This window comes from Mycobacterium marinum (assembly GCF_003391395.1).
GTDB classification, from domain to species: domain Bacteria; phylum Actinomycetota; class Actinomycetes; order Mycobacteriales; family Mycobacteriaceae; genus Mycobacterium; species Mycobacterium marinum.
Genome location: NZ_CP024190.1, coordinates 4,711,232 through 4,725,498, shown reverse-complemented (window position 1 = coordinate 4,725,498; position 14,267 = coordinate 4,711,232). Strand labels below are relative to the sequence as shown.

Genomic DNA, 14,267 nt, shown 5'->3' with positions numbered 1-14,267 from the left:
CGGTCATCCCTTCGGCAGCCCGAGTAGTCGCTCGGCGATGATGTTGCGCTGGATCTCAGATGTTCCGCCGTAGATGGTGGCGGCCAGCGCGTCCTGGCGTTCGAGGAGCAGATCAGCGTCGCCAGCCCAGGACGGCCCCGCGGCCACGGCGGCAAGGTCCCAAACCCGCTGCAGCGTAACCGAACCAAGCAGTTTCAAGATGTCGGCCTCCGGGCTGGGGCGCCCGGCGAGCTCGTTGTCCAGAGCGCGGTATCCGGTGGCACGCAGTGCTTCCGCGTCGGCCAGTAGCGAGCCCAGCTCGCTGTAGACATCGTCGTCGTGGGTGTTACGTGCCACCTGCAGCCCGCGCTTGATTTCGACCCAGTTCATGATCCAGATCATCTGACGTTCATGGTGCAGTGAGGACAATGCGACATCCCAGCCACCGTGCAGAGGGCCCAGCAGGTTGTCGAACGGCACTTCGACATCGTCGAGGAACACCTCGCAGAAGATCTCATCGGACACCGATGCCATTCGAATGGGTTCGACACGGACCCCGGGTGACTGCAGGTCAAGAATCAGGCAGGAGATGCCGCGGTGTTTCGGCGCATCCGGGTCGGTACGCGCATACAGCGTGCACCAACGCGATTCGTGAGCTTGGGTGGTCCAGATCTTGTGGCCGTTGACCCGAAACAGCGCGCCGTCGAGTTCGGCGCGGGTGCGCAGACCGGCGAAGTCCGACCCGGCTTCCGGTTCGGACATGCCCAATGCCCACCATTGGTCGCCGCGCAGTAGCGGCACCATCAGGCGATCGATCTGGCTGGGTGTACCGAACTGACGAAGGCCCGGCGCAACGACGTTTGGCCCGGCGATGTTGGGCAGCTTGGGCGCCGATCGCAACGCGGCTTCGATCCGGATCTCCATGGCTTCGGCCAAGCCCAGCGAACGCCCGCCGTGGCGGCGGGGCCAGGTGGGTTGGATCCACCCCGCTTCGAAGGCGGCACGTTGATAGTCCCGCCGCAGGGCAATGTCCCAGCGGTACCGGGGGTATCGCTGGTAGTAGTCCCCTGGCAGGAAATCGGCGAGCCAGCTCGCGAATTCTTCGGCGACTGGCACCGCTGGAGCCGGCGTCATTGCGGGCCTCCGGCAAAGCGGCGTCCCACCTCGTGGTAGAGCGCCCGACTGTCGCCCAACTGTGCGGCCCCCTGCCACGCATGCCGGACGTAGAGGTGGATGTGGTGTTCCCAGGTTTGAGCGATGGCGCCGTACACCTGGACCGCGGTAGTCGCGCAGCGAACCGCTGCGTCGGCCGCCGCGGCCTTGGCCAGTGCGGCAGCGGTCCAGTCCGGCGCGGGATGCGAGGCTGCTGCGTAGGTAAGACTGCGGGCGCGCTCCACGCTGACGTAGTTGTCGGCCAGCGCGTGCTTGATCCCCTGGAACCCGCCGATCGGCGCCCCGAACTGATGTCGCGACTTGGCGTGCTCGACGGCATGCTGCAGGACGGCGTCTGCCACGCCTACCAGGTCGGCGGAAACGGCCAGTAGCGGTGCGGTGAGCACGGATTCGATCGATGCAACGGGCGCAATGAGCGCCGGGATGGCATCGACATCGAGGTCGGCAAGGGGCTGGGCCGGGTCGGATGACTGCATTGTCTTGGTCGTGACGCCATCGCCGCGGTGTAGCACGGCGGCCACCGGCCCGTCGGCGGTGGCGGCGAGTGTGACGATCAGCTCGGCGCGCGCCAGATTGGGGACCGCGACCGCATGCCCGCGCAGCCGTCCGTGCTGCAGCACCATGGGTGGGCGAGCCAACCGATGGCCGGGGGACTGCACGGCCAGAGTGGCGACGACACCCGCGGCGATCTCGCTGAGGACGTCCTTTGCGGCAGGGCCGCAACCGCGCAACACGCCCGCGGCCATACCTATGCTGCTCAACAACGGGATGGGGGCGATGGCGCGACCACATTCTTCAAGGACCAGCGCCCGTTCGACCGAGCCGAAATCATCCCGGCAATCCGATGCCGCGAGTTCGGTCCAGCCGAGGTCTACCAAGGTCTTCCACGGTGCACGCCAGCATTGCGGATCGGTCATCGCCTGCCGGGCGGCGTCCGGTGGGCACGCGGCGCGCAGGATGTCACGAGCGTTGTGGCGCAGCTCCAGCTGCTCCGACGTCAGACCCACATCCATAACACCCCTAACATAATAAAAATAGTAAACTAGGCGATCGGACGCAATCGAGCGAACGGTCCAGGACACGCACGGGTGGATGCATGATCGAGTGGTTCTTGTTCCTGCCGCAGCTGCGGTTGGCGGTGTCGGAGTTCGTGCAGCGGGCGATGTGCGCGGAAGATGCCGGGTTTGACGGGGTGGCGTTCATCGATCATCTCGAAGCTCCCGGGCAGCGCGATGAAAGCATCTGGGAAGCAATGAGTATCGCCACTTGGGTGGCGGCCAAGACGTCGCGATTGCGGGTCGGGCACCTGGTGCTCTGCGACGCGTTCCGACACCCGGCCGTGCTCGCCAAGCAAGCCGTCACCCTATCGGCCGCGTCGGGCGGCCGCTTCGAGCTGGGCCTGGGTGCCGGATCCTGGCCGGTTGAATTCACCAGATTCGAGGTTGGACAGCAGAATCCGGTGGACCGGGTGCGACAGCTCGAACGAGATATTCGGCTGATCATGCGGTACTGGGGGGACACCGATGAAGCTCAACGCCCCCGGCCTTGGTACCCGATTCCGCTGCTGTTGGGCGGTAGCGGGCCCCGAATGATGAGACTCGTTGCACAGTACGCTGATTGGTGGAATCTTCAGGCGAACCAGCTCGACCGATTGCCACGGTTGGCCTCGTCGGCTGGGTCAGCCCGAATATCGGTTCAACAGATGGTGGGCTTTGTCCGTAGCGGTGAAGATTCGGCCAGCGTGCGTGAAGTGAGCACCCGCAGATTCGCTCACCTGGGGACGGGGTTGGTCTGCGGCGGCGCCGGCGAAATGATCGAACACTTTGCCGGCCTGGCCGCGCAGGGAGTCCAACGGTTCTACGTTTGGTTCGCCGACTTCGCGGCTGCGGATACGTTGGCCGAGTTCGGCGAATCTGTCATCAAGGAGTTTGCGGATCCCCGTTGACCGTGACCCGGGGCCGGTGGGCTTTGTTGAGGGCACCGACAGGCAGCAGGGGGGAACCATCCACAGCGCGCGCCGAACTGGACGTCGAGGCCGGGGCGTTGATCGATACCGGTGAATCGGGGTTCAGTCGGCAATGAAGAATGCGGTGGCCATGCCGATCAGCGCGATCAACGCCAGCAGGAGCATTGACTGCGACATCACGGCCGCGAAGGGCTCCCGCAAAGACTCGACCAGTTGCACACCAGTCTTCTCGACTTCCCGGAGCGCGGATAGCTGCGCACTATCGGAAGGGGTCGGCATCTCGGCCGCGGTCCGCGATGCGATGAATGCGGCCATCGAGGCACTACCCAGCAGCTGGCCGAGGCTTCCCGCTGTGTTGTACACACCCGAGCCGGCGCCGGCCAGCTGGGGCGCCAGTTTGCGGGTAGCGGTAGCGGTCAGTGCTGGCCTGATGAACGCGAGCCCGAGGCCCAGCACGATCGTCGGCATTATCAAATGCGATATCGAGGTATCGGGGACCATCTCGAACGACAGCCACGCCAACGCTACTGCCACTGTGGCGAAGGCGCACCCGAGCACCGGCCGCTGATTTGATCTATCCACGATCTTGCCAACTATGGGCGTAACCAGAAACGCCGCGATTGGCATGGGTGAACACAGCAGTGCCGTTCCCATCGGGGATAGTCCGCAGACCATCTGTGCATAAAAGATTGTCGGCAGTCCCAACGCCATGATCAAGAGGCCGTAAACGACGATCCCGAGACTGGACCAGGCAAACTCCCTATTGCCGAAGATTCGTAGCGGAATCAATGGCTCACCAGAGCTGATTGCTTGCCAATAAACGAATAGCGCCATGAACACAACGCCCGAGAACAGCATGATCCAGATCCAGGGTGCCCAACTTGCGGATTGCCCCTGCTGGAGGGCGAAAACGACTAAGAACATGCCGATTCCGGACAACCCGAGGCCAAGCAGGTCGAACTGGCGAGCCTGGGTGGGCACCGCCGGGATGAACCACGCCGCGAGTATCAGCCCACAAATTCCGATGGGGACATTGATGAGAAAGATCCATTGCCAACTTAGCCCGCTGACCAGCGCACCGCCGGCGAACGGGCCAACGAGAAGGGCGAGGCCACCGATGGCACTCGAGATGCCCAACGCCATACCCCGACGCTGTGGCGGGAATATCTGAGTAATCGTCAGCAGTAGCTGTGGGGCCAGCAGTGAGGCACCGAGGCCCTGCACGACTCGCGCGCCGATGAGCATTGTCACGCCTTGCGACAAGCTGCACCACAACGAGCCTACGGTGAATATCGTGAGGCCGATCAAGTACATTTTCTTCGGGCCGAACCGATCACCGAGCCGGCCGGTCGTTAGTAGCGGCACCGTGCTCGCCAGCAAGTATGCGCTGGTTACCCAGATCACTTTGCTGTAGTCGGCATCGAGGCTAACCTTGATGCTCGGGTTGGCGACCATGACGACGGTGATGTCGAAGCCGATCATGAACCAACCGACCATCAATGCCCAGAGGGCATACCAGGGTTTCTGCGAGTCTGCCGGGCTTCCGAGGAGGGCCGATGTTGTTGATCTGGCGCGCCGCACGGCGTTGGATAACTGAACCATCGCAGTAATCGCCTCTCTTGGCCGCAGCTGTCTAGGGGTGATACGCAGGGTTCGGAACTTGTTGAGAGCAAGCGGATGTCGCCTGCGGTCTAGTGGCGTCGGTGTACGACAATCTGCCCACCGTCCTTCGGCGTAAATGCAATCCCGCGGTTGTGCCAGCGCTCATCAGGTGCCGCATTGGGTTCGATGGTGAAGTGTTGCAATACTGTGCGTAGCACCACGTCGATCTCCAGATTGGCTAAGGCAGCCCCGATGCAGCGGCGAGTCCCGCCACCGAATGGGATCCATCCGAGCGACGATGGCTTGCCCCCCATGTGGCGATGCGGATCGAAGCGTTCCGGGTCGGGAAAGACCTCGGGATCGGATTGAACTTGTTCGATATGAAGGTGAACCGAATACCCTTGGGGCAGAACCCATTGACCGAGCCGGTAATAGGGCGAGCAGACGCGTCGAACTACTCGATCGATCGCCGGCCTGGTCCGCTGGACTTCCAGGATCGCCGCCTGCCGGAGGGCGCGACCGCCCCGGTCGGCCTCCTCAACCAGGGCCGCCAGCACATCGGGGTGCCGGCCCAACCGCTCGAACGCCCAGGTGAGCGTAGCTGCCGTGGTTTCATGCCCTGCGGCCATCATTGTCAACAGTTCATCGACAATATCGTTGTGCGACATGGCCGAACCATCGTCGTAGCAGCTGCGCAGCATCAGCGCGAGCACGTCGGTTCGTTCGGCTAGATTGGGCCCGGTCCGAGCCGCTTCAATCAGTTTCTCGATGACGATCTCACACTGGTGGCGCATTTCCGCCAGCCTTGCCCACGGACTGTAGCGGCCGTAGTCTCGTCTAGGCCTGGGCAGCAATGCGATCCGCAAGCCGAGAGTGACCCATGGCGGAACGAGTCGCCGTAGTTCATCGAGTTCGGCGCATTCGGGCCCGAAGAGGGCGCGCAAGATGCCACCCAGTGTGATTTGAGCCATCGCAGGCATGGCGGGAAACGACTGGCCCTCAGGCCAATTGGCGACTTCACGAAGCGTCTCGTCTTCGATGATGGACTCGTACGACTTCATGAGGTTGCCATGGAACAGCGGCATCAATAGACGCCGGCGCTGCCGATGCTCCTCACCGTCCAGGGAGAAAATCGACCCCGGGCCGAACAGCCGGCCGAGATTGGGCTCGATGTTGCCCAGCTCCTCCGGGCTGGTGGCTAGGACTTGCTTAGCGAGTAGGGAGTCACCGACGACCACGATATGGCCATAGAGCGGCAAGTTGACCGAGAAGACTTTTCCGTAGCGACGCGCCAATCGCAACAGCAGCCAACGGCGTAGTGCAACGTAGGTGATGGCCTGCAGCGCCTTCGGCATTCGGAACTCCGGGGGCAGCCTGACGGCGGGGGGTACTGCGGCGGCGGCAACTAGTTCGGTCATGGCTGCGCTCCGAGCGACTGGGAGGGGGGAGCCGGTCAACTCACGGAAGAACTATGAACTGCTAACACTGTTTCTATGGTTGTTAATTGTTTCTATTAATTGTCGGTTTCGTCAATGATGCGACATGTAGGACAAAAAGTGAACCCATCGAAAACTTTTCTCGGCTTCGCGCGCGAGGCATTGTCAGCTGGGGCGCGTGCTCCCCGCTCCGACCGGCTCGGTCATGGCAAGCCGATCATGGTCGCGGGGCAAATCCAGCCTCGAGTGTCCGCGACACCGCGACGGATTCCGAGATGCACCCCGCGGCACGGGAATCAAAGAAGCCGATGTCGTCCTATCTGGGCAGATCTTGATGTGCTTCGCAACCACTCGATCGTGCCGTTGTGGCGCGGGTGGTCGGTACCGGCAGCGCGCAGTTTGGCAGAAATGTGGGTGGTTTCCCTGCCCCTGGGAGTTTCCTGTAGATCTCCTGGTAATGCCTGGCCATCCCGATGGTGTTTGGGCGGTGGCCTGGCAGGGTCAGACATTTTTGGGGTTGGTCGGCGCTGTTCGTCGTGGCGCATCAACCGCAGTTGCGATAGGAGCGGGCTTGGTCACCAGTCCTGAAGGCGTGATTGCCGGAGCGTGGACGAGTTGGTTCGGTACCGGTAGCCAACGCGGCTTCGCAGGGCGTCAGGATTTCAGGGACGGCGCATATCACGCGGGCGAGACAATGCCTGGGGCGAAAGCGCGTAGATGCGTTGTTCGGCGCGACCCGACAGGACGTAGGTCTGGGTGTCGGCCAGGTGCCGGCCGGCGATGCGTCGGGCTCGGTCCACGTCGCCTTCGGCGATCGTCTCGGTGAGCTTGATGTGCGTATTGAGTACCGCGCGGCGTTTGGCCAGTGACGGGTAGGTGCCGCGGGCCGCGCTCTCGTCCGCCCATTGCTGTTCGTGACTGGTCCACAGCGTCTCCAGGCTGCCGACCACCGCGATGATGGTGTGGTTGCCGCAGCCGCGCACGATGAGGTCGTGGAACTGCCGGCCGATCTCGGTGAACATCGCACCGTCGTCGAGGTGCTCAGACATGGCTTCGTTGACCCGTTTGAGTTCGGGCACCAGCGTGTCGGCCCGGTCGGGCCGCTGCGCTGCCAGTGCGGCACAGGCAGGTTCGAGTTCCTGCAATGCCGCGCCGAGGTCGCTGACGGCCACGGACTCGCTTTGCAGGAGCAGCCCAAGCATGTAAGCGGCGCTGGTCTTGGCCGGTGCGTGCACGACCGCACCGCCACGATTGCCCCGACGAACCGAAACCAATCCCTCGGTTTCCAAGATCCGCAGCGCTTCTCGCAGGGAAACCAGACTGACGTTGAACTGTTCGACCAGCACTTCCTGGCGTGGCAGCAGGTCGCCGTCGGCAAGCTCGCCGTCGATGATCTGCCGACGCAACTCGTCGGCTACTATTTCGGCAATTCTCGGTGCTGACAGTCTGCGTCGGGGGTCAGGGCCAATACCCAAGGCGGTCATCCGGTCCTCGCGCTAGGCAACAGGGGGAGCGCACGGCCGCTGGCTCCGCGAACTCGATTTGCTTCGCTATCTTAGCAGTGATGGCATAGATAGAACTATGCTCGGCAGCGTGAGTCATGGGTCTGAGGGCCGACCAACCCCGCTGGACAAGTTGCACGTACTCGAGATCAGTGACCGCATGGCCGGTAGCTATTGTGGCAAGCTGTTGGTTGATGCGGGCGCCCATGTGCGCAAAATTGAACCGCCACAAGGTGATCCGCTAAGGACCTACTCGGCGAGCTGTGCTCCGGTGCCAGAAGGTGCGCCAGCCGCACCGTTGTACTGCTATCTCAACGCCGGCAAGCAGAGCCTGACCCTGGCGCCGGATTCGCAGCGCTACCGCGCCGAGCTGGCCGCAGCGGACGTTCTGATCGTCACCGCCGGGCGCTCGCAGGCCGGGGGGCTGGGCATCGATCCGGTGCAATTGCTTGCTGACTCGCCGCAGGTCATCATCGTCACGATCTCCGACTTCGGCTGGGCCGGTCCGTTCGCTGAGCGTGCCGCTAGCGAGTTCACCCTGCAGGCGTGGGCGGGCTCGCCTGGCTTTCGCGGTGATCCGGCTGGACCGCCCATCTCGATCGGCGGAGACCTGGGCGAGTACATGGGCGGCGCGTTCGCCGCATTCGGTGCGCTGGCTATAAGTCGCCGTGTCGAACGTGGCGGTCCGGGGGAGCACCTTGACTTGTCGATGCTCGAGGCGATGGCGCTGATGCAGAGCAGCGAATGGCTGCATTCGCAGCTGCTGCAGGTTCCGTCGGTTCGACGCACCCTCGAGGTCCCATCCATCGTGCCCGTCAAAGACGGTTACGTCGGCATCACCATGGTCACCGGTCAGCAGTGGCTCGACTTCTGCGCGATGGTGGAATGCCCCGAACTGGAAGATATTCCGCAGTTGCGCTTCCAGATCGGCCGATGGGAATACCGGGACCTGATCCGAGAATCGATCGGTCCCTGGATGGCCGAACGAACCGTCGAGGAGATCGTCGAACTGGGACAGCTCTTCCGGCTACCCATCGCGGCGTTGGGCAACGGTGCCACCATCCGCAACATGGACCACATCACCGCGCGTGGGGTCTTCGTGGAAAATCCCGCGGGCTTTCACCAGCCTCGCCCGCCGTGGTTGATGTCGCGCTGCGCCCCGGCGCCGGTTGGACGCACCGCTGCGCCCGGTACGGACGTCGACGACGAGCCCCGCTGGTCCGCGGCCGAATCCAAGCCCAAGCCGGTAGACCAAGGCCTGCCGCTGGAGGGGGTTCGCGTCATCGATCTCACCGCTTTCTGGGCCGGCCCCGCCGCCACCCACCTGCTGGCGGCGTTCGGAGCCGACGTCGTCAAGATCGAGTCGATTCAGCGTCCGGATGGCATTCGCTATTCGGGGGGCATGCGCACCGACGTGGATGACTGGTGGGAATACGGCTGGGTGTTCCATGCAATGAACACCAACAAGCGTTCGGTAACACTGGATTTGGGCTCGGTTGAAGGTCGCGGTCTGTTCCTGAGGTTGATCGCCGATGCCGATCTGGTTATCGAGAACTTCTCGCCGCGGGTAATGGACCACTTTGGTCTCAGTGCCGACGTGCTGCTGCAGGCCAATCCCAAACTCGTTGTCGCCAGGATGCCGGCGTTCGGACTGGACGGCCCGTGGCGCGAACGGGTCGGGTTCGCTCCCACCATGGAACAGATCGGGGGCCTGACCTGGTTGACCGGATTGTCCGACGCGCCACCGGTAACGCCGCGGGGAGCCTGCGACCCGCTGGCCGGTGTCCATGCCGCGTTTGCAGTGCTTGCCGCGCTGAGCTTTGCCGAGCGAACCGGGTTGGGTCAACAGGTCGAACTGCCGATGGTCGAAGCGGTGCTGAACACCACCGCAGTTCAGCCCATCGAGTTCGAGGTGTTCGGGACTACCCTGGGCCGAAGGGGTAATCGTGGCCTAGGCGGGGCGTTGCAGAACATTTATCGCTGTGCCGGTGACGACGATCATTGGATCGCGGTCAGTGTGTGCGACGACCGGCAATGGCGGGCACTGGTTGACCTGATGGATGATCCGCCGTGGTGCGATGCGGGCTTATCTACCGCGGCAGGGCGGCGAGATCGTGCCGACGAAGTCGACGGCATGTTGCGGGAATGGTTTGCCATCCAGCCGCGGGACTCGACAGTGGAATTGTTGGCCGCAGCCGGTATTCCAGCCGCGCCCGTCGTGTCGCCTTCGTCGGTGACCGAAAACCCGCAACTGCGCGGCCGCGGGTTCTTCGAGGGGCTGCTCCACCCACGCACCGGCCCGATGCTCTATCCCACGCCGCCGTTCGCCCGGCTGGCCGGCCAGAGCGAATGGTTACGGCGCCCGCCGCCAACATTGGGCCAGCACACCAAGGAGATCCTGCGGGATCGGTGCGGGCTGAACGAGCACGAACTGGAGCGACTCAGGGCCGGTGAGGTAATCGGGACCCGTCCCAAGGGCGTCTGATGGCAAAGGAGTAGCCGATGCGAGTGATAGTTGACGAGACCTTGTGTGAGGCGAATGGATTCTGTGAATCGCTCGCCCCGGACATATTTGCGCTCGGAGATGCTGACGTGGTGCAGATCGCCGATGGCCGGTGCCTGCGGATCGGCAGATCGATGTGCACGCTGCCGTCGATCAATGCCCGAAAGCCGCACTGCGGCTTATCGACTGACGTCCGAACTACCGTGCGCCCGGAGCGGCCGCATCACAGTCATTGAAGGTGCTCCGAGCTGGGTGAAGTGCAGAGTTGGATGACTCTGCACCCTGGGGGCTTAGCGGCACTCGATACGCGAAACCTCGCATGGATTGATCTCATCGCCCTCGCGCCCCGGTAGGGCAGGTACAGACTTTGCCGCCCGTACCTTCAAACTCGGCCACATCAGACACATGTCGCTGCCGCTCAGCGGGAGTCGAAAAGCGCTGACGGTACCAACGTCTGCAACTGCGGTGCCTCTTGGGCGGTTGCCAAAGAAGGGGACGCCATCGGGGGCTGTAGGCCGGCAAGGTGGCGCTGAGCCGATTCCGAAACGGATTGCTGCACAGTGGTAGAGAACCGAGAGCCGGACGAGCGAAAGTGAATGACTCCGCCGCGCCGCGCCGTGCCGGGGCCTACCCTGTTCGGACAGCGGCCTTGCCCGGTCCGCTCCCGCGTTGACGTGTGGTGCCTAAAATAGTAAAAATAGGCATAGTCGTCGGACCACGAAGCATGAGCGCGGCTCGGTTGCCGCTTGGCCGCGTGGGAAACGGAGGCCTTGTGGCGCCTTCCACCTCGAACTCGGCCTCAAACTCGGCCGAAGAACTCTCCGAACAAGAATTCGGTCCCTCCGGCATCGCGCTGTCGCCGTACCGGTTCCCGACGGGGTGGTTCATCGTGGCGTTCTCATCCGAGCTGGGTGCCGGCGAAGTCAAGCGAGTGCACTATTTTGCTGAAGAGCTGGTGTTGTTCCGCACCGCGTCGGGCCGGGTGCATGCGCTGGACGCCTACTGTCAGCACCTCGGCGCGAACCTGGGCGTCGGCGGCACCGTCGAGGGTGAACACATCGTCTGCCCATGGCACGGGTGGCAGTGGCGCGGTGACGGCACCAACGCGCTGATTCCCTACAGCAAGATCGGCTGCAAGAACAACGTACGAATCCGCAGCTACCCGAGCATCCAGTGGTACGGCTTTATCCTGGTCTGGCACGAGCGCCACGGCCGGCCGCCCTACTGGCAGCCGCCAGTGCTGCCCGAGCTGGAAACAAATGAGTACTACCCGTTGCACCCACATACCCGAATGCTCAACCGGGTGAAGGTGCATCCGCAGATGATCATCGAGAACGCCGCGGACCCCTACCACGTTCAATACGTGCACAAGGCGGCCAGCCCCGCCAACACGGCCTCGTTCGAGGTCTCCGGCTATCACCTGCACGCGACAGTCAATGCGAACTTCGGCGGCGGACGGACCAAGACATGGCTGACCCCGAATGGCCCGGTTGATGCGAAGATCGTCTACGACAACTACTCACTGGGCCTCGGAATTGTGCGCTTTCCAAGCGAATTGGTGGCCACCGTTCAAGTCACCGGACAGACACCGGTCGACGAGGACTACACCGACTACTTCTACACCCAGGCTTCCATTCGCGAACCCGGCGACGCCGGCGACGTACCGATCGGTCGCGCCGCAAGGTTCCTGGCGCTGCAGCAGGAAGTCATCAAACAAGACTTCTTCACCTGGGAGAACATGAAATACCTGGAGAAGCCGAACCTGGCTCCCGAAGAGGCGCGCGACTATGCTGCCCTTCGTCGCTGGGCGCACCGCTTCTACCCGGGGGCGCAAACCTCGCCCGCCGATTTCGGATACACCGCCGACGGCCTGCCCGATCCGGCCGCGTCGAAAGCCTGATCGGCAGCTGAGCGGGCCCTTCGGTCCGTCTGATCTCGGAGTCGATCGCTTCACGGTCCCGGCGGTGCGCGACCGGCGTGCGGCACGGCCGAATCCGAACTTCGACGTCCGGATCGTCGACGACGACGGCACCGGACTGCCTACCGGCATGGTCGGTGAGATTGTCTGTCGGCCCGGCTACCCCAACGCGATGAGCGCGGGGTACCTACGTCAGCACAGCGGCTTCGGGTTGCACATTGCCCCGCACCCGGACGGGTTTCACACCGGCCCCCCGGACCGCGAGAAGAAATGCCTCAGCCAGTACATCGTGACGATAACCTGGTGGTGTTCTGGCGCCGGCTGGGCTGCTCGCCTTCTGCACGGCACGCATGCGCTAGGGGATTGAACCCAGGGCCTGGGATCGCGACAAAAATGGCTACATCCTCGGCCGATGAGTTGGTGTGCCGCGCAGTAGTATCGACAAGCGCCACCAAGGCATGCAGGTGACGGTGGGCCGGGACTATCGAACCGGCCCCATGGCGGGATCAACACCGAAATCCGGCTCCTTGCCCGGCGCGCCTACGGATTCGCCGGTGTCCAAGTCGCCCTCGAGCTTGTTCTGCTGACCCGACCCATCGCCGGGCGGCACGCGTGCGTCGTGTTCCCTGTTGTGGATATCGCGCAACGGGACTTCGCGCATGAATAGGGCCAAGACGAAACCAATGGCGGCGACCGGTGCCGCGCACAGGAATACCTGGGCTAGTGATCCGGCGTAGGCGTGCACGATCGGCGCTGCCACGGCAGGGGATTGTCGGTGCAGCGCTTCGGGGGAACTAGCCACTTCGGTGGCCGCGCCGGTGGCCGTCAGCGCCGAAGCCAGCCGCGAGTTGAGGAAGTTGACGAACAAGGAACCGAAGATGGCGGCTCCGAACGAGCCGCCGATGGTTCGGAACAGGCTAACGCCAGAGGTCGCAACGCCCAGGTCTTCGAACTCCGACGTGTTCTGCACGATGATTACCAGCACCTGCGAGGACATCCCGATGGCGGACCCCAGGATCAGCAGGTAGACCGACTGCACTGCCGCAGAAGTCGATTCGTCCATGCGCGACATCAAAAGAAACGCGAGTGTCATCAGCGCCGTGCCCAGGACTGGAAAGACCTTGTAGCGGCCGGTGCGCCCCACCATGCTGCCGCTACCGATGGACGTGATCAACATGCCGATCACCATCGGCACGATGCGCAGTCCCGAGGCGGTTGCCGAAATGCCGTTGACGTACTGCATGAATGTTGGCACGAAGATCAGTGCGCCCAGCATCGCGAACCCCACGACGAACGCCAGCACGCAGCACACGCTGAATACCGGCGCGGCGAACAGGCGAATTGGCAGAATGGGCTGCGCGGCGATGGTTTCCACCCAGACGAAAACGGCTAGAGTCACGCCGGCAGCCGTGAACAGACCAATGATGGGCGCCGATCCCCACGTGTAGACCGACCCGCCCAAACTGGTAGCCAGGGTCAAGGCGGCGAGGCTCAAGCCGATGAACATGATTCCGGCATAGTCGATTACGGGTCGGGTTGTCGCCGCCAGCGCCGGGATCGCCGCCGTCGCCACGCAGATCACCACCGCCGAAACCGGGAGGTTGATCCAGAATGCCCACCGCCAGCTCAGGCAGTCGGTGAAGTAGCCGCCGAGCAACGGGCCGCCGATCGTCGCGATACCGATTACCGCGCCGAGGATCCCCTGATACCGACCCCGATCTCGAAGTGGCACCACTTCACCGATCAGGGCGATGGCGGTGACGGTGATGGCGCCTCCGCCGACGCCCTGTAAGGCACGGGATGCGACCAGCATGGTCATCGACTGCGTCAGCCCACACGACGCCGACCCCGCCACAAAGAGCAGCACGGCGACTTGAAATACCCTCTTGCGTCCGAACATATCGCCGAGCTTGCCGACCAGCGCGGTGGCGATCGTCGAGGCCAGCAGGTAGCTGGTGACCACCCACGATTGGCGCCCCGCCTCTCCCAGGTCGGCAACGATGGTTGGCAACGCGATGGCGACGATGGTCTGATCCAGGGACGAGAGCAGTATTCCCAACACGAGCGCCAGGAAAATGAAGTTGCGGCGCCTCGGGGTGATCAGCGCCCTGCCGGCCGCGAGATCGGTGGTCGGCGTGGCCGCGGCGACGGTGGCTCTCGGGCGCATCATGGCAGCCTCTCGGTCGTC

General features: G+C 63.5%; 10 protein-coding genes and 1 pseudogene. 5 read left to right on the top strand and 6 right to left on the bottom strand.

Translation table 11 applies throughout. The features are described from left to right. Positions 1-3: 3 nt before the first annotated feature. Entirely contained in the window at positions 4-1,113 is a 1,110-nt protein-coding gene (locus CCUG20998_RS19675; protein ID WP_020730143.1) for an acyl-CoA dehydrogenase family protein, read from the bottom strand. Then, positions 1,110-2,165, bottom strand: a complete 1,056-nt coding sequence (locus CCUG20998_RS19670; protein WP_036456221.1) for an acyl-CoA dehydrogenase family protein — start codon at positions 2,163-2,165, stop codon at positions 1,110-1,112. The genes CCUG20998_RS19675 and CCUG20998_RS19670 overlap by 4 nt, the downstream gene beginning before the upstream one ends. 83 nt (positions 2,166-2,248) lie before the next feature. On the opposite strand from CCUG20998_RS19670, the gene CCUG20998_RS19665 reads away from it, so the two are divergent. Next, positions 2,249-3,097: an LLM class flavin-dependent oxidoreductase gene (locus tag CCUG20998_RS19665; RefSeq protein ID WP_020730145.1), complete on the top strand. Its 849-nt coding sequence runs from the start codon at positions 2,249-2,251 to the stop codon at positions 3,095-3,097. A gap of 123 nt (positions 3,098-3,220) precedes the next feature. Here CCUG20998_RS19665 and CCUG20998_RS19660 read toward each other — a convergent pair whose 3' ends face one another. The 3 genes from CCUG20998_RS19660 to CCUG20998_RS19650 form a co-directional block, all read right to left on the bottom strand. Further along, positions 3,221-4,615, bottom strand: coding sequence for an MFS transporter (locus CCUG20998_RS19660; protein ID WP_051173386.1), 1,395 nt, complete (start codon positions 4,613-4,615; stop codon positions 3,221-3,223). Positions 4,616-4,809: 194 nt separating this feature from the next. Further along, positions 4,810-6,138: a cytochrome P450 gene (locus CCUG20998_RS19655; RefSeq protein ID WP_020730147.1), complete on the bottom strand. Its 1,329-nt coding sequence runs from the start codon at positions 6,136-6,138 to the stop codon at positions 4,810-4,812. Between the two features lie 680 nt (positions 6,139-6,818). Further along, entirely contained in the window at positions 6,819-7,640 is an 822-nt protein-coding gene (locus tag CCUG20998_RS19650) for a FadR/GntR family transcriptional regulator (RefSeq protein ID WP_020726071.1), read from the bottom strand. Positions 7,641-7,737: 97 nt separating this feature from the next. Between CCUG20998_RS19650 and CCUG20998_RS19645 the strand changes: the two genes are divergently transcribed. The 4 genes and pseudogenes from CCUG20998_RS19645 (at position 7,738) to CCUG20998_RS19630 (ending at position 12,446) form a co-directional block, all read left to right on the top strand. Next, positions 7,738-10,143: a CaiB/BaiF CoA-transferase family protein gene (locus CCUG20998_RS19645; RefSeq protein ID WP_020730148.1), complete on the top strand. Its 2,406-nt coding sequence runs from the start codon at positions 7,738-7,740 to the stop codon at positions 10,141-10,143. A 17-nt stretch (positions 10,144-10,160) separates the two neighbouring features. Then, positions 10,161-10,351, top strand: a pseudogene (locus CCUG20998_RS19640) (ferredoxin). A gap of 534 nt (positions 10,352-10,885) precedes the next feature. Further along, positions 10,886-12,061 (top strand): aromatic ring-hydroxylating oxygenase subunit alpha, encoded by a 1,176-nt coding sequence (locus tag CCUG20998_RS19635; RefSeq protein ID WP_406682433.1) that lies wholly within the window; start codon positions 10,886-10,888, stop codon positions 12,059-12,061. Between the two features lie 64 nt (positions 12,062-12,125). Beyond that, positions 12,126-12,446 carry a hypothetical protein gene (locus tag CCUG20998_RS19630; RefSeq protein WP_020730151.1) on the top strand — a complete coding sequence of 107 codons (321 nt, stop codon included), beginning with the start codon at positions 12,126-12,128 and terminating at the stop codon, positions 12,444-12,446. 114 nt (positions 12,447-12,560) lie between these two features. Here CCUG20998_RS19630 and CCUG20998_RS19625 read toward each other — a convergent pair whose 3' ends face one another. Next, positions 12,561-14,249, bottom strand: a complete 1,689-nt coding sequence (locus CCUG20998_RS19625) for an MDR family MFS transporter (protein WP_020730152.1) — start codon at positions 14,247-14,249, stop codon at positions 12,561-12,563. Between the last annotated feature and the right edge of the window lie 18 nt (positions 14,250-14,267).